This is a genomic window from Pseudoalteromonas sp. APC 3250 (assembly GCF_030407915.1).
Lineage (GTDB): Bacteria > Pseudomonadota > Gammaproteobacteria > Enterobacterales > Alteromonadaceae > Pseudoalteromonas > Pseudoalteromonas tetraodonis.
On sequence record NZ_JASDCM010000001.1, the window covers coordinates 1 to 15,987 of the forward strand.

Annotated in this window: 14 protein-coding genes; 9 read left to right on the top strand and 5 right to left on the bottom strand. The window is 40.8% G+C overall.

Annotation, left to right across the window (positions count from 1 at the left end; all coding sequences use genetic code 11):
- Positions 1 to 650: 650 nt before the first annotated feature.
- The 3 genes from yidC to QL986_RS00015 all read left to right on the top strand — a co-directional run bounded on the left by yidC (position 651) and on the right by QL986_RS00015 (position 2,103).
- Positions 651 to 1,301 carry a membrane protein insertase YidC gene (gene yidC / locus QL986_RS00005; protein ID WP_013464816.1) on the top strand — a complete coding sequence of 217 codons (651 nt, stop codon included), beginning with the start codon at positions 651 to 653 and terminating at the stop codon, positions 1,299 to 1,301.
- Positions 1,302 to 1,328: 27 nt separating this feature from the next.
- Entirely contained in the window at positions 1,329 to 1,754 is a 426-nt protein-coding gene (locus tag QL986_RS00010; RefSeq protein ID WP_013464817.1) for a GNAT family N-acetyltransferase, read from the top strand.
- Positions 1,755 to 1,863: 109 nt separating this feature from the next.
- Positions 1,864 to 2,103, top strand: coding sequence for a DUF3955 domain-containing protein (locus QL986_RS00015; protein ID WP_013464818.1), 240 nt, complete (start codon positions 1,864 to 1,866; stop codon positions 2,101 to 2,103).
- A 12-nt stretch (positions 2,104 to 2,115) separates the two neighbouring features.
- Here QL986_RS00015 and QL986_RS00020 read toward each other — a convergent pair whose 3' ends face one another.
- Complete coding sequence (locus QL986_RS00020; protein WP_013464819.1) at positions 2,116 to 2,745, bottom strand: trimeric intracellular cation channel family protein; 630 nt, start codon at positions 2,743 to 2,745, stop codon at positions 2,116 to 2,118.
- A gap of 291 nt (positions 2,746 to 3,036) precedes the next feature.
- Entirely contained in the window at positions 3,037 to 4,053 is a 1,017-nt protein-coding gene (locus tag QL986_RS00025; protein ID WP_013464820.1) for a LacI family DNA-binding transcriptional regulator, read from the bottom strand.
- A gap of 291 nt (positions 4,054 to 4,344) precedes the next feature.
- Here QL986_RS00025 and glk point away from each other — a divergent pair, with 291 nt between their 5' ends.
- From glk to QL986_RS00055, 6 genes are all read left to right on the top strand, one after another.
- Positions 4,345 to 5,343, top strand: a complete 999-nt coding sequence (gene glk / locus QL986_RS00030; RefSeq protein WP_016899969.1) for a glucokinase — start codon at positions 4,345 to 4,347, stop codon at positions 5,341 to 5,343.
- Positions 5,344 to 5,372: 29 nt separating this feature from the next.
- Entirely contained in the window at positions 5,373 to 6,386 is a 1,014-nt protein-coding gene (locus QL986_RS00035) for a LacI family DNA-binding transcriptional regulator (protein ID WP_008110549.1), read from the top strand.
- A gap of 340 nt (positions 6,387 to 6,726) precedes the next feature.
- The gene (gene edd, locus QL986_RS00040) at positions 6,727 to 8,577 is read left to right on the top strand and encodes a phosphogluconate dehydratase (protein WP_024601779.1); all 1,851 of its coding nucleotides are present in this window, start codon (positions 6,727 to 6,729) and stop codon (positions 8,575 to 8,577) included.
- A 33-nt stretch (positions 8,578 to 8,610) separates the two neighbouring features.
- Complete coding sequence (gene eda / locus QL986_RS00045) at positions 8,611 to 9,243, top strand: bifunctional 4-hydroxy-2-oxoglutarate aldolase/2-dehydro-3-deoxy-phosphogluconate aldolase (RefSeq protein WP_013464823.1); 633 nt, start codon at positions 8,611 to 8,613, stop codon at positions 9,241 to 9,243.
- Positions 9,240 to 10,244 (top strand): type I glyceraldehyde-3-phosphate dehydrogenase, encoded by a 1,005-nt coding sequence (gene gap / locus QL986_RS00050; RefSeq protein ID WP_013464824.1) that lies wholly within the window; start codon positions 9,240 to 9,242, stop codon positions 10,242 to 10,244. Before eda ends, gap begins: the two co-directional genes overlap by 4 nt.
- A 133-nt stretch (positions 10,245 to 10,377) precedes the next feature.
- Positions 10,378 to 11,502: a sterol desaturase family protein gene (locus QL986_RS00055; RefSeq protein ID WP_138765183.1), complete on the top strand. Its 1,125-nt coding sequence runs from the start codon at positions 10,378 to 10,380 to the stop codon at positions 11,500 to 11,502.
- 45 nt (positions 11,503 to 11,547) lie between these two features.
- Here QL986_RS00055 and QL986_RS00060 read toward each other — a convergent pair whose 3' ends face one another.
- The 3 genes from QL986_RS00060 to QL986_RS00070 all read right to left on the bottom strand — a co-directional run bounded on the left by QL986_RS00060 (position 11,548) and on the right by QL986_RS00070 (position 15,889).
- Positions 11,548 to 12,825, bottom strand: coding sequence for a protein kinase (locus QL986_RS00060; protein ID WP_024601061.1), 1,278 nt, complete (start codon positions 12,823 to 12,825; stop codon positions 11,548 to 11,550).
- A gap of 73 nt (positions 12,826 to 12,898) precedes the next feature.
- Entirely contained in the window at positions 12,899 to 13,612 is a 714-nt protein-coding gene (locus QL986_RS00065) for a YebC/PmpR family DNA-binding transcriptional regulator (protein ID WP_024601060.1), read from the bottom strand.
- A gap of 198 nt (positions 13,613 to 13,810) precedes the next feature.
- Positions 13,811 to 15,889: a M13 family metallopeptidase gene (locus tag QL986_RS00070; protein ID WP_024601059.1), complete on the bottom strand. Its 2,079-nt coding sequence runs from the start codon at positions 15,887 to 15,889 to the stop codon at positions 13,811 to 13,813.
- Between the last annotated feature and the right edge of the window lie 98 nt (positions 15,890 to 15,987).

The following is a 15,987-nucleotide window of genomic DNA, read 5'->3' on the forward strand; positions in this document are numbered from 1 at the left end:
TATTCATGCTGTTGTGTGGTAACAAGCCTAATTGCACGTTCACGAAATTCTGATGTATAGCGATTTGATTTTTTCATAGTTCCAGTTTCTCAAGTTATTGAGTCTCTGGCAAACACGGGGCGATTCATTAAGTAGCCCTCATTTTGTTTGATAGGCACTTGATTTTAGATCAAGCTATAAATCAATATATACAACTTTACAGAGCTAGTCGAAAAGCTTAGATTTTAATGTTAACTCACAGAGTTGATTTACTTATTACTTTGGGAGGTCGAAGGTTAGATACATAGCATAACTCACCAATTTAATTTCTGTACTACGTACAACGATGTAAAACATTTGACATGTAAAGTACTAAATTATAAGTCTCAAACTAACAAGTCATAACACAACACTTAAAACATCATCATCAAAATACTTTAAATGTCTAACCGAAGATAAATAAAATCTTTGCACCTTACAGTCAGTAGGTGTTTAAAAAGCTTTAGGAGCTGGATTGGCTGATCAATCAGTTCTCAAACTTATAAAAAATAGTCTTATTGTATAAATACCATTGAAGACTCCATAAGTAGAAAAATAGTTATCGAAAAACATCTTGACATAATATGTCATGGTAGTTACTTTTAATACATAATATTAAAAGGAAAACTAAAATGGAAATTTGGAATTTATTTACTGCTTTTATTGTGCAATTAATCACCTTTTTTACTCAAGAAGTGGGCGTAAGCCAAGCGGTTGCAATTATTTTGTTTACCGTTATTGGACGATTAGTTTTAATGCCGATTAACCTTGTTGCTATGGTTAACATGGTTAGAAATAAAAAAGCAATTGCCGCACTAAAACCTGAGCTAGATAGCATAAAGAGCAACTATAAAGACCAGCCCAGTGAAATCGCAAAATTAACTATGGCGCTGTATAAAAAGCACAACATTAAGTTTATTGATAAAAAAAGTGTGATTAATATGGCAAGCCAAGGGGTATTTGGCCTTGGAACTTTTCAAGCTCTGCAACAAATTGTATTGAATAGTAAATTTGCTTGGATTACCAGTATTGCAAAGCCTGATATTGCGATTTCGTTATTAGTGGGGGCTATTACATATTTATCTATGATGATGATGCCAGGTAGCGCAGAACAAACCAGCACCTTATTGTTCCTAATTCCCGCAATTATTTGTGTGGTTACTCTCGTTAATTTTCCTTCTGCAATTGGTTTGTACTGGGCTACATCCAGTAGTACTAGCTTGTTGCAGTCATTATTAGTAAATAAGTATTTTAAAAACCATCAGCCGCAGCATCCTTTATAAAGGTCGCTAAACAAAGGAATGACGATAATGAATATGTGTTATCAGCCCACAGCCGATTTGATGGCATCGGCATTGTTAACCTACACCAACATGCGTGAATATTATGAGCAGTATGGCGTTGATTGGCAGCAACATAAAATATATGAACAAATAGTAAACCTTGAAAATTGGGATATTGTGGTAAATGGCGATGTAGTGGGTGTAATGCGCTTGGCTTTCGATGATAAGGGTTGCTATATACGTGACTTACAAGTAGATGCTGCGTTTCAAAATATGGGTATTGGTGCAGCAGCAATTAATGAGTGTGCTCGTTTAGCAGTGCTCCGAGGTGCTATGCAACTTAGGCTTCGGGTTTTTAAAATAAGCCCTGCGCACAAGCTTTACACACGTTCAGGTTTCAGCATAGATAAAGAAGACGACAGATTTTATTATATGTCTAAAAGCTTAGTTTAATAACTGTGACTTTTATTTTAAAAATCAATGTTGCTCAGTCACTGTAGATTAATATTCGCTCATTCAAACTGCTATCCCGACAATTTAATAAAATAGTTATGGATAGATTATGCGCTTTTATACAAACAAAACAGCCACATTGAGTGTTTGCTTTTTATTGCTTGGCACAGGTTTTATGCTGATAGAAAACAGTGTGTATCAATATGTTGATCATAATGGTGTTCTACATGAAAGCTTGTTTATGCCCTTGAGCATACTGTGTTTTGCTGTGGGAGTTCTTTTTGTGGTTAGTTTGTTAGCCCGAAAAGTATTCGGGCTATTTAAAAGTGCTAGGGCAGATGGGCATTAACCGCTGCTGTTATTACTCATTATTTAAGTTAGCGGGTTCTAATAAGTTAAATGTCGGTAAGCGCCATTTAAAGCGTACCGACGCCATACGAATTAAATAGCCTACTACTAAACTTGCAACTACGCTGATATTGTCATCAATGTTGTAGTGGTGCAGTGCTAAGTATAAACAAGCAACAATAAGCGCTACGCTTGCGTAAAGTTCATGATGAAGTACTAATGGCGCTTGTCGACAAATTAAATCACGCAATAATCCACCAAATACGCCGGTAACTATAGCTGCGACAACACAAATTCCATAGTGCAAACCCATATTTAGCCCAACTTGGCAGCCAATTATACTAAACGCTGCAAGCCCTAAGGCATCTAGACGCATGAATATGCCTTTAAATTTAACCACCCATTTGGCCAACCAAGTGGTTACAATACCCGCCACGCATGTGATCAGTAAATATTCTGGGTGTTTAACCCACGTTAACGGGTAATTGCCAAGTAAAATATCGCGTACGCTGCCACCCCCAATGGCTGTGGCACTGGCTACTAGCATAACCCCAAACCAATCCATGTTTCTGCGCCCAGCGCTGAGTGCACCGGTCATGGCTTCTGCTGTAATTCCGATGATGTAAACAATAGTGAGTAGCATGAAATAGTCACTTAAACTTTTAAGAGCAAAAATAAAAGTGCGATTGTAGAGATAAAATAGTGCATTGACGAGTGAAAAATTACATTAAAAACAGCTGCTTTCAGATTAAAAAAACTAATGTGATAGCGAGGTGTGAATAGCCTGTTAATGTAACGAGAGCGCCGGCTTTAGTATTGAAAGCAAAAAGGACAAATGACCGTAAAAATGCAATAAAGCCTGAATTAATTTAAGGTAAAAGAGCGCTGTTGCCTTTAATTTTGTTGCTTCTTAAAAGCGGTTTTATTGAATGTATTAACTTGAGCCGCGCGCAATTAAACGCGGTGGCAGCAGGGTGCTTTGTACTTGCTCACCACGAATTAATTTGAGTAAGTTTTCAACTAACATTTGCCCCGCTATAGTGGTGTTTTGCTCTATGGTTGTCAGCGGCGGGTTAATGTAACTTGCAATAGAAATATTATCAAAACCTATTACGGCTACATCTTTTGGCACGTTAATATTGGCTTCTTTTAGCGCGCGTATTGCGCCTATGGCAATCAGATCGCTGGCAGCAAAAAGTGCATTAAAAGTAATATTATTAGCAATTAAAGAGCGAGTAGCATGGTAGCCAGATTCTTCGGTAGAAATTGCGTTGGCAATCTTACGATCATTTAAGGTGACACCGTTTTGCTGGAGTTCGTCTTTAAAGCCATTAAAACGGGCAAAAAACTCAGGGCTGTGATCAGAGGCATCGCCAATAAATGCACAATCAGTTCGGTTATGCGCCAGTAAATGCTCAGCGGCAAGTTTACCACCGCCATAATTATCGCAACTTATGGTTAAATCAGGGCGGTTATCAACGCTTGCTCCCCAGCAAACAAATTTAGTGTTTTGTTCAAGCAAGGTATTAAATTTTGGTTGAAAATCAATGTAGTCGCCATAGCCTAATAAGATTATTCCATCTGCTCGATGGCTGTCTTCGTAGTCTGCTTGCCAATCAGCGCTGGCTGATTGAAATGAAACAAGTAAATCGTAACCCTCTTTTGCGCAGGCACGAGTAATACTGCCCAGCATGGCTAAAAAAAACGGATTGATTTGTGATTCATCTGAGGTTGGGTCTTCAAACAACAGCAATGCTAGGGTACTGCTTTGTTGAGTGCGAAGGTTACTGGCGTTTTTGTCTACTTTGTAATTAAGTTTTTTAGCAATATCGTGAACACGTCTTCGTGTTTCGTCATTTACCAGTGGACTATTTCGTAAAGCACGGGAAACTGTAGATTGAGACACCCCAGCATAGTGGGCTATATCAAACGAGGTGGCTTTACCTTTCATCACGATTACTTACTTAAGAGGACAATAAGGGGATATTCTCGTTTATTAGTGATTTTTTTCAAGCTTATTTGTCAATAAAGGCATTTTTTTATTGATTTTTTCATGACACCGGTGTCACAATAAGGGCGTTTTATCATTTTGTTGTCAAAACGTATTAGCTACCTTTATTATTAAAGGTAGCATTTTTTTACAGTGATAGCTGCTTTGAGGTGATAGCTCAAAGTAAATAAGTATCAATGATACCCCATTAAAATAATAAGTACTCATTACTTAAACAAAAGAGATAACACTATGGGTTTACACTCTAGCACACACTTTGATCCTATTCTGGTTGCTGATATTGGCGGCACAAATGCTCGTTTTGCGTTGATCACTGGGTTCGACGAATCAAGTAATCAATTTACCATTGAGCATAATCATACTTTTCCCAGTGCTAACTATGGATCGCTCGAAAGTGCTACCGAGTACTACTTATCAACAGTGTCTCATATAACCCCTAAACGCGCATGCCTTGCAGTAGCAGGCCCTATAAATGCAGGGCAAGTTCATTTAACTAATTTAGGTTGGCACTTTAGCGTTAATGATTTTAAACACCACTTTGACCTTGCTCAATTAAGCGTTATAAATGACTTTGCTGCTTTTGCCTACGCAGCACCGTATTTAGACCCTTCACAAAATGTCACTGTTAAACCTGGTCAAGCGGATGAGTCTGCCAATATAGGTGTAATGGGTCCAGGCACTGGTTTTGGTGCAGCGTGCTTAGTGAGAACCGCACATTCGTGCGCGGTGATGAGTTCAGAAGGCGGGCATATTTCCTTAGCAGCCGTTAATCAACTCGACGCTCAACTTATTCAAGAACTCAAAAAAGATCACCCTCATGTATCGGTAGAAACGGTATTTTCGGGCCCTGGCATTGCTCATTTGTATAAAGCCATGGCTGCGGTTAAAGGGGTGGCGGCAAAAAATTTAGATGCCGCACAAATTAGCAGCTTAGCCAATAGCGGTGAATGTGAAGTGTGTGATGCAACGCTTAATCAATTTTGTGACTGGATTGGCAGTGTTGCGGGCGATTTAGCATTGGCCTACGGCGCCTTAGGCGGCCTTTATATTGGCGGTGGAATTTTACCACGCATGCAAGCTCGTTTACTTGAAAGTCGTTTTATTGAGCGCTTTTCGCAAAAAGGTATTATGTCGCAGTACACAGGTCAAATTCCGGTGACGTTAGTAACACAAGACAACATACCATTAATTGGAGCTGCCGCTTGTTTACATACGAGTCAACAGGATTAATCGCTTTGCATAGGTTTGGAAATAAATAGATGAAAAAAGTCACTATAAACAGCGTTGCCAGTCATGCAGGTGTTTCTAAAAAAACCGTATCGCGAGTACTCAACAATGAGCCTAATGTCAGTGCAGCTACACGCGAAAAAGTGTTAGCCGTATTTAAGGAGCTAGATTACACCCCAAACCCAATTGCACGCGGCCTTGCACAAAATCGCAGCTTTATCATTGGTTGCATTTACGATAACCCTAGTAAAAGTTATATCACCCGTGTGCAAACAGGCGCACTGGCTGCCTGCCAAGAGAACAACTATAACTTGCTTATTCATCCTTGTGAGCTCAGGGGCGATGCACTCATTAACAATATTGAGCAGTTATTGCAGTCATCACGCCTTGACGGTTTAGTATTAACCCCGCCATTTTGTGATTTTGGCGAGTTGGTAGATTTTTTAAAGTCGAAAAAAATCCCTTATGCTCGAGTCGCTTCTGCAATTTTAGATGATGATTCTATTTCTGTGACCAGCAATGACGAGCAGGGGGCGTTTGAAATTACCGAGCATTTAATAAATCTAGGACATACCTCCATAGCGTTTATTAAAGGTCACCCAGATCACAGTGCCACTGAGCAGCGTTTTAAAGGTTACAGGCGCGCATTAACAACTCATGGCATTGAATTTAACGAACGCTTAGTTGAAGAGGGTAACTTTAGTTACCATTCAGGAGTAGACAGTGCGCGTAGTATTTTAGATTTATCGCCACGTCCTACTGCTGTATTTGCATCAAACGACTACATGGCAGCGGCAGTGCTCAAATTAGCCACGCAGCGTAACTTACGTGTACCTGATGATATTTCTATCGCTGGGTTTGATAATGCACCAATAGCGCGCCACATTTGGCCTGGGCTGACCACCATAGCGCAACCTGTAGAAGAAATGACAAAACAAGCCGTTACGCAATTGATCACCCATATTATTGAGCCGCAAGAGTCACCATATAAAGTGATTTTAGAAGCAAAATTAATCACGCGAGAGTCAACTGCAGCCGTAAAATAAAACCCTTTTTTCACAGTAGCCCGAGTATGAGTGACGCTTACTCGGGCTTTTTTTTGTCTGTACTTTTAATTTTCATTATTTGCTTGCTGGTATTTCACTAAAAATTCACGTTTATTTATTGTACATGTTAAAAAAATTGGCTATTTTTATGACTCAGGGTTGACACCGGTGTCAATGTCATGAGTTAATACCCTGACACCGGTGTCAGGGTTGTTGTGAGAGGCTCCCTGGTAGCGTACCTTTGAACGGGTAAGTCAAAGATGCTCAGTACAGTTATTTTCGTGGAGTCTATAATTGTTACTGAGCCTTTATCCTCTAACGAATAGAGATGAGTAAAATTATGTTGCACCCTCGAATTCAAGAAGTCACAGAGCGCGTTATTGAGCGCAGTAAACAAACCCGTCAAGCCTATTTAGATCGTATTTCGCACGCAAAAAAACAAACAAGAGTTCGTGCTGGATTAGGCTGTGGCAATATTGCTCATGTAATGGCTGCGTGTAGCAGCGATGACAAAGCGCGTTTAAAAGCAGACGAGGTGCCAAACCTTGCAATTATCAATTCATATAACGACATGTTATCTGCACATGTGCCTTACAAAGAATACCCCGATTTAATTAAAAGCATTGCCACTAAATTTGACGCCACCGCGCAAGTTGCTGGCGGTGTACCTGCGATGTGTGATGGTGTTACGCAAGGGCGTGATGGCATGGAGCTATCGCTTTTTTCTCGTGACGTTATTGCTATGTCTACTGCGGTTTCGTTATCGCATGACGTGTTTGATGGTGTGTTTTGTTTAGGTGTATGTGACAAAATTGTCCCAGGCCTATTAATTGGTGCTTTATCATTTGGTCACTTACCTGTGTATTTTTTACCAGCAGGGCCTATGCAATCAGGTATTCCAAACAAAGACAAAGCACGTGTTCGTCAAAAGTTTGCACAAGGACTGGTATCTCGTGAAGAGCTACTAGAAGCTGAAAGCGCTTCTTATCACAGTGCGGGTACCTGTACGTTTTATGGTACCGCTAACTCAAATCAAATGCTGATGGAAATAATGGGCTTACACTTACCAGGTAGCTCGTTTATAAACCCATACACAGAACTGCGTGATGGCTTAACCGGTAATGCGGTTGAAACCATGCTTAAGCAGCTTACTGAAAACAAAGATGGCCCGTGTTTAGCGGATGTGATCAGCGAAAAAACCATTATTAACGGCTTAGTTGGCTTGTTATCAACAGGTGGCTCAACCAATCATGCAATCCATATTGTGGCGATTGCTAAAGCGGCCGGTATTCAAGTTACATGGAAAGACATGTCTGATTTATCAGCGGTTGTTCCATTACTGACGCGTATTTACCCTAATGGCTCAGCAGATGTTAATCACTTTCAAGCAGCCGGCGGAATGGGCTTCTTAATGCGTGAATTAGCAGGTGCTGGTTACCTTCATACAGACGTAACCACTATTTTAGGCGAAGGTCTTGTACCTTACATGTGTGAGCCACTACTCGATAAAGACGATAACTTGATTATGAGTGATGCGAACGGCCCAAGCAAAGTTAAATGGGTAGCGTGTCCAGAAAACTCACATGATGAAGAAGTACTTCGCCCAGTAAGTAACCCATTTAGTAAGCAAGGTGGTTTACAGCTACTAACGGGTAACTTAGGTAAAGCGGTTATTAAAGTCTCTGCGGTTGCAGAATCTCATCAAGTGGTGTCGGCTCCGGCTAAAGTATTTAGCTCACAAGGTGAGTTACAAGATGCCTACAGCCGTGGCGAACTTAACCAAGATTTTATTGCTGTACTTAAAGAGCAAGGGCCAAAAGCCAAAGGCATGCCTGAGCTTCATAAGCTCACACCGGTAATGGCAACATTACAAGATCAGGGCTATAAAGTGGCTATTGTTACCGACGGTCGTATGTCGGGCGCATCAGGCAAAGTACCAGCGGCAATCCATTTAGCACCTGAAGCGGTTGAAGGTGGGATTATTGCTAAAATTCATGAAGGCGATATTGTTACTCTAGATGCGCCAAATGGTATTTTAAAACTGCATGTTAGCGATGAAGAGCTTGCACAGCGTGAGCCGCAAATTAGCCAAGCAAGCCAAACGTTTGGTACAGGTCGTGAATTATTTACTGGATTTAGAAACATAGTAAGCAGTGCCGATTTAGGTGCAAGTGCTTTTGGACTTGAATAATAATTAGCCATATTGGGTAATGAGGAACAAGTAATGAGTATTGAAAAAATCTTAGCATCGGCACCGGTAGTGCCAGTGGTGGTAATCGAAAAATTAGAAGATGCAGCACCACTTGCAAGAGCGTTATATAACGGTGGCCTAAAAGCACTTGAAATTACACTGCGTACACCCATTGCAGCTGAGGCTGTAAAACTAATGAAAGCAGAAGTGCCCGAAGCTTATGTTGGTACAGGTACTGTGGTTGATAAAGCAAGCTTTAACGCATCAGTAGAGGCGGGTGCTGACTTTATGGTAAGCCCAGGTGTTAGCGATGAGTTATTAGCGCTGGCAAAAGAGTCTACTATTCCATTTTTACCCGGTGCAGCGACCCCAAGCGAAGTGATGAACTTAGCTGCTCATGGTTTTAAGTTCTTAAAGTTTTTTCCTGCAGAAGCTGCAGGCGGTGCTGCTATGCTTAAATCTATTGGCGGCCCATTACCTGATATTACTTTTTGTCCAACCGGTGGCATTAGTTTAGCAACCGCACCTGATTACTTAGCACTTAACAATGTTATTTGTGTAGGTGGTACCTGGATGTTAGATAAGCAACTTATTGAAAATAAAGACTGGCAAGCTATTGAAACGCTTGCTCGCCAAGCATGTGAAGTTAATAGGAGTCAAAAATGATTAATGTAGCAATTAATGGCTACGGCCGAATTGGTCGTAATGTATTACGTGCACTGTATGAATCAGCGCAAAATAATGAAATTAAAATTGTGGCTATTAACGATTTAGCCCCAGCCAATGTAAATGCTCATCTGACTCAGTTTGACTCAGTACATGGTCGTTTTTCACAGCAAGTAACGCTTAAAGACAACACCATGTTAATTGGCGATGATGTGATCACCTTAACGCAAGAACGCGATCCTGCGAATTTACCGTGGAAAGCACTAAATGTTGATATCGTACTTGAATGTACGGGGTTATTCACGTCACGCGAAGCGGCTAATAAGCATATTGAAGCCGGTGCTAAAAAAGTAGTGGTATCGGCACCTGGTACAGATATGGATGCAACGGTAGTTCATGGTGTAAACAGCGATGTAATTAATGCCGATAGCAATATCATCTCAAACGCGTCGTGTACAACTAACTGTTTAGCACCAGTGGCCAAAGCAATAAACGATACGGTAGGGATTGAACAAGGTAGCATGACTACTATTCACGCTTATACCAACGATCAAAACTTATCCGACGTATACCACCCAGATTTATACCGCGCGCGTAGTGCGACTCAATCTATGATCCCAACTAAAACGGGCGCTGCTAAAGCGGTTGGTTTAGTATTGCCTGAGCTGGCAGGTAAATTAGATGGCATGGCGGTACGTGTACCTACAATTAATGTGTCGTTAGTTGATTTAACGTTTATTGCTAAACGTGACACAAGCATTGAAGAAATTAACCAAGTGGTTAAAGCAGCCTCAGAAGGGCCAATGAAAGGTATTTTAGAGTACAACGAGCTGCCGCTTGTTTCTATCGACTTTAACCATAACCCAGCTTCATCTATTTTTGATGCAACGCAAACACGTGCTGATGGTAAATTAGTTAAAGTAATGGCGTGGTACGACAACGAATGGGGTTTCTCAAACCGCATGTTAGATCAAGTTAAAGCGCTGGGTGCCTATTTATAAATTTTCCGTGTAGTTAATTTAGCTTTATCCAGCCAAGCCACGCATTGCGTGGCTTTTTTGTGTTTTAGTTAGCCCAAAATTTGCTAGAATATGCGCACTAGAATAGGGACTGCATATTATATTAAGGAAAATAATGCTAAAACACGTCACTAAAAAAATATTTCGCACCAGTCACTTGCAAATTGGTGAGGGTAATATCAGCGGTTATATTGCTTGCTTTTTGGCAATATTAAGTTGCTTGGGAGTGCTTGCATTCCACTTCCCTGAATATTTAACGACTCCAGAATTGCGTAAAAGTTATAGCGTCGAGTTTTTACGTCAACTTATGTTTGTTGCCCTTATTATTTCAGGAAGCCTGGGTTTACTTAATTTTGTACGAAATACCAATAAGCGCTTGGGGGCGACTGCGTGGTTTTTTATTTTGCTGGCAATTGGCTTTGGCGGCCCGAATGTTGAAGTGAATGACTTTGCAGATAACACCCCTTATATTGGCTTAGATTGGTTTATATTAGACTTATTAGGCTCAACCTTAATTTTTATTTTAATTGAAAAACTACTTCCGCATCGAAAAGAGCAAAAAATATTGCGTAGTGAATGGCGCGGGGATTTAAACCATTTCTTTGTCAATCATCTAATAGTGGGCTTTGTATTACTGGTTACTAATCATTTTGTTCATTATGGTTTTGGTTGGGCGGTGTCGAGCACATTACAAGGTTACATAGCGCAAATGCCGTTTATACTGCAGCTATTTTTAATTATTTTGGTGGCTGATTTAATGCAGTATTGGACACATCGTGCGTATCACGAAGTCCCCTTTTTATGGCGATTTCATGGTGTGCACCACAGTGCCAAAGAAATGGACTGGTTAGCAGGCTCTCGTCAGCATATTTTAGAAATACTGGTTACCCGTAGTTTAGTGTTAACGCCTATATTTGTGCTGGGTTTTTCACAGCAAATTATTAGTTTGTACGTGATTATTGTAGGCTTTCAAGCGGTATTTAATCACGCTAACGTAAATGTAAAATTTGGGTGGTTAAAGTATTTTATGGTTACACCGCAGTTTCATCATTGGCATCACGCATCCGATAAAGCCGCAATTGATAGAAATTACGCAGCCCATTTTTCGTTTTTAGATTACTTGTTTGGCTCTGCAGTAAAAGGGCAAGCAGAGTGGCCTAAAGAATATGGGGTTGTGGGTGATTACATGCCTGTAGGTATGCTAAAGCAACAAATTTACCCGTTTAAAAAACAAAAATAGTGTTCATTCTAGCTTGCGGCCATAATATTAATGGCCGCATAACCACTATAAAAAGTCAGCTAATGCGCTAAGTGTTGGCCGCTGTGCGATATTTTCGCTCATGCATTGCTGCGCAATATGTTTTAAGTGCATGACTTCAGCGTTTTGCTCTTGGCAGGTTGTGAGTAAATCCTCGATTAAACATCCCAAAGCACGCACTTCTATTAACTGCATTTGTTGATGTTGATAGTCACTGAGCATAGTAAGATCAGTGGCCGCGCCAAAGTCCCCAAACAGCACACGCGCGTGCGGGTCAACCATGGTATTGTGCGCATATATATCACCATGGCTTATATTGTGCTGGTGCAAGTGGGCCACAGTGCTAACCATTTGCTGCGCTATGGCATAAATTACTTGGGTAGAGTAGTGGCAATCGCTTTCAAATGTATCTCGAGTACAGGTATCAAGGCTCGGCGGTAAGCCTAGATTTGTAAAGCTTGTATCAATTAACTCCATCACTAAACCAAGCTGTTGCTGTTGTTCAATGTAAGCCAGTACTTTAATTAAGTTTGGATGCTCAAGCGCTTGCAAGCAGCAATTAACTTCATCCAGCGGATAACCATCGCTTGTAATAGTCCCTTTAAATAACTTAACAGCAACCGGCTCTTTATTCGTTGAATAAGCAAGATGGATAATCCCTGATGCGCCTTGGCCTATTACTTTACTGAGCGAGTAGTCACTCAGTGGTTTATTGGCTAAATTTGATTGGGTAAGGCACTGTGATTTATTAAAGCAATTACCTGCAAATGCAAGCCAAGTCAGCTTTGGTAGTTCAAATAGCCAATCATCAATTTGAGTTAACTGATTTGCAGAGAGCCTAATTAGTTCCAGGTTATGGCAGTTTGCCATGCTTATTGGTAGCTCACTGAGCTGATTACCTGCCAATGCCAGCTTTTTAAGCGCAGTGTATTGGCCAAATGTTGCAGGCAGCTTAGCTATTTTATTATCTGTAAGAATAAGCCATTCAATCGCTTTAGGTAGGCAGTGATCTGCAAATTCAGTGATGTAATTACCTTTAAATGCAACCATTATCAAAGCAGGACACTTAGCAAGTATTTTAGGTATATGTTTAAACTGATTAAACGATAAAAACAGTCGTTTTAATTTTGTTAAGCAGGCAAATTCATCAGGTAAATCAGATAAGTTATTATTAGATAAATCCAAGACTTCGAGGGTATCCGCGAGGGTAAAAATTTCCTCTGGAAAGTGGCTTAGCGCTTCAACTAATTGTAGGTGTTTTGCACCATGTAATTGGCCGCTGCGAAGTTGTGAAAGGGTATTCAAAATTAATAATCCATTTTAAAATCAACAAAAAGGCCAACTAAGTTGGCCTTTAAACACGATTAAGCTTTAACGCTTAAAATTGTGCGTTGTGGTACACGTTTTGTACGTCGTCACAATCTTCAAGCATGGCTAAAAAGCGTTCCATCACTTCTACATCTTCGCCTTCAATAGGGGCTTCTACTTGGGGTACAAAGGCAATTAAGTCTTCGTCAAATTCTGTCACACCCATTTCTTCAAGTGCGGTACGCGTATTGTTGTATTCAGTGTGAGGGGCAAAAATAGTCACTTTACCGTTTTCTACTTCTACATCGGTTACATCAACGTCAGCCATCATTAGCGCTTCAAGTACGGTTTCATCGTCGTCACCGTCAAATACAAAAATAGCAAGGTGATCAAATAAGTGTGATACCGAGTTTTGTGCGCCAATTTTAGCGTTTGCTTTAGTAAAACACACACGTACATCAGCAAAGGTACGTTTGTTGTTGTCGGTTAAACAGTCAACAATAATCATGCAATTACCTGGGCCGTAACCTTCGTAGCGCGTAGCTGCATAGTCTTCACCGCCGCCGCCTTTGGCTTTATCAATAGCGCGTTCAATTACGTGAGCCGGTACTTGGTCTTTTTTAGCGCGTTCAATTAAACGACGCAGTGCTAGGTTACCGTCTGGATCAACACCGCCGTTTTTTGCACAAATATAAATTTCTTTACCGTATTTTGAATAAACTTTAGTTTTAGCACCCGCAGTTTTAGCCATTGAATCTTTTTTGTTTTGGTAAGCTCTTCCCATCTGCGTTTCGCCTTAATATGTATAAATAATTGAAAAAATTTGCAAGCCCATATTCTAAAGGTAAATGCCGGGCAGGGCTAGTAAGTATTGAGATTGATTACTAAGTAACGGGGGGAACAGTTATTATGAATGGAAAATAAAAAAACCCGCCGAAGCGGGTTGTTTATTCGTTACAAATGATGAACGTTTGTCAGGGGATTACCAAATACGAACACGTTCGTCTTCTGGTAAGTACAACTCATCACCTGGTTTTACATCAAATGCTTTGTACCAAGCGTCGTGGTTACGAGGAGCTTGTGCTCTAAAGCGACCTGGCGCATGCGTACCGCCACGTAATTGATTTAACATGCTTTGCTCAGTACGTTTTTCTTTCCATACCTGTGCCCACGCTAAGAAGAAACGTTGATCGCCGGTTACACCATCAATCACAGGGGCTTCTTTACCATTTAGGCTTAGTTTGTAGGCATGATAAGCCATGGCTAAACCACCTACATCACCAATATTTTCACCTAAGCTGTTGCGGCCATTTACAAAGTTACCTGGAATTGGCTCATATTTGCTGTACTGAGCCGCCAGTTTGTCGGCTTTAGCATCAAAAGCAGCACGGTCTTCGTCAGTCCACCAGTTACGTTGTATGCCGTTAGCATCTGATTTTGACCCTTGGTCATCAAAGCCATGGCCCATTTCGTGGCCAATCACGGCACCAATACCACCGTAGTTTACCGCAGGATCTGCATTTGGATCGAAAAACGGCGGTTGTAAAATAGCGGCAGGGAATACAATTTCATTAAATGAGCTATTGTAATAAGCATTTACACGTTGTGGTGTCATACCCCAGCGATTGCGGTCGGTCTTTTTCAGCTCTTTTTCAACGCTATCGGCTTGGAAAAACTCACGCATATTTTTTACATTAGCCATTAAATCATTTTTGCTAATACTTAAGCCTTCGTAAGATTGCCATTCGTCTGGGTAACCAATTTTTGGCACAAACGCCGCTAATTTTGCACGCGCATTTACTTTTGTTTCTGCGCCCATCCAATCTAGGTTATCAATACGCTCGCCAAGGGCTGTGCGTAAGTTTTCAACCAGCTCAGACATTTGCTGCTTCGATGACTCAGGGAAGTAACGATCTACATAAATTTTACCAATCGCAAAGCCTAGTGAACTAGTGCCTGACATTTGGCTGATCGCACGTTTCCAGCGCGGACGAGGCTCTTGTTGACCATTTAACTCTTTACCAAAGAAAGCAAAGCTGGTGTTAAATATGTCTTCTGACAACAGCCCAGCGTTACCATTAATTGCATGGTATGTTAGGTAGTCTTTCCATACGCTTATATCTTCGTTGTTGATTAAATCAATCATGGCCTTTACAGGTTCAGGCTGCGACACGTTTAGCTGCGGTACTTTGTAACCTGTTTGCGCAAAGTATAAATCCCAATTAAATCCAGGGTACTGGGTACTTAATTCGTCGCGTTTTATTTGGTTTAACGTTATGTCACGATTACGGCGTTTTTCACGTGGCCAATGACCTTCTGCAATTTTTGTCTCTAGCGCTAAAATTGCTTGTGCACGTTCAGTGGTATTTTCAACACCAGCAAATTTAAGCATGTCGGCAATATGTGCAACATACGCTTCACGAGTTTTTACAAAACGCTCTGCATCTTCAAGGTAATATGAACGATCAGGTAAGCCTAAACCACCAGCACCTAACGACATTTCGTATTTATTAGGATCTAAGCGGTTAAACCACATACCACCACCAATTGGGGCGCTAACACCAGTGAGCCATGAATTACCAAAGATTTTTGCTAAGTCATCAGTTGAGTCGACAGCGTTAATATCGTTAAGCAATGGCTTAATGGGAGTCACACCGAGCTTATTAAGCGTGTCGGTATCCATGTACGAATTATAAAAATCAGCAACTAGTTGCTCTTCTGCATTTAAATTTTCACGTGCTGCAATGTCTTCAATAATTTCTTTTACACGCTCTTCACTGCGTTCAGCTAACGCAGAAAACGCACCGTAGCGTGTTTTATCTGCTGGCATTTCGTAATTGTCGTACCATGAACCGCTGGCATACATAAAAAAGTCATCGCCTGGTTTTACAGCTTCATTGCGGGCAGTTAAATCAACCCCAAAAGTGCCTAATTCAGCTTGCTCAGTTGCTTGTGGTTTTTCAGCAACGGCTGCGACTTGCTCAGTTTTTGTAGTTTGTGGCTCTGAACAGCCGGTAATAAATGTAGCGGCGAGTGCCGCTGCAATTAAACTTTTTTTCATTACTTTCCCCTATGAATTCACGTTATTTAATTCGTTATATTTTTGTTATAAAAATAGCTATTTGATTGTATTAATAACTTCACTGCAAACAAACCTTT

Coding starts and splice junctions, on each gene's coding strand:
- glk (WP_016899969.1), top strand. CDS start 4,345: ATGGGTTTACACTCTAGCACACACTTTGATCCTATTCTGGTTGCTGAT.
- eda (WP_013464823.1), top strand. CDS start 8,611: ATGAGTATTGAAAAAATCTTAGCATCGGCACCGGTAGTGCCAGTGGTG.
- QL986_RS00025 (WP_013464820.1), bottom strand. CDS start 4,053: ATGAAAGGTAAAGCCACCTCGTTTGATATAGCCCACTATGCTGGGGTG.
- QL986_RS00065 (WP_024601060.1), bottom strand. CDS start 13,612: ATGGGAAGAGCTTACCAAAACAAAAAAGATTCAATGGCTAAAACTGCG.
- QL986_RS00035 (WP_008110549.1), top strand. CDS start 5,373: ATGAAAAAAGTCACTATAAACAGCGTTGCCAGTCATGCAGGTGTTTCT.
- gap (WP_013464824.1), top strand. CDS start 9,240: ATGATTAATGTAGCAATTAATGGCTACGGCCGAATTGGTCGTAATGTA.
- edd (WP_024601779.1), top strand. CDS start 6,727: ATGTTGCACCCTCGAATTCAAGAAGTCACAGAGCGCGTTATTGAGCGC.
- QL986_RS00015 (WP_013464818.1), top strand. CDS start 1,864: ATGCGCTTTTATACAAACAAAACAGCCACATTGAGTGTTTGCTTTTTA.
- yidC (WP_013464816.1), top strand. CDS start 651: ATGGAAATTTGGAATTTATTTACTGCTTTTATTGTGCAATTAATCACC.
- QL986_RS00010 (WP_013464817.1), top strand. CDS start 1,329: ATGAATATGTGTTATCAGCCCACAGCCGATTTGATGGCATCGGCATTG.
- QL986_RS00055 (WP_138765183.1), top strand. CDS start 10,378: ATGCTAAAACACGTCACTAAAAAAATATTTCGCACCAGTCACTTGCAA.
- QL986_RS00020 (WP_013464819.1), bottom strand. CDS start 2,745: ATGCTACTCACTATTGTTTACATCATCGGAATTACAGCAGAAGCCATG.
- QL986_RS00070 (WP_024601059.1), bottom strand. CDS start 15,889: ATGAAAAAAAGTTTAATTGCAGCGGCACTCGCCGCTACATTTATTACC.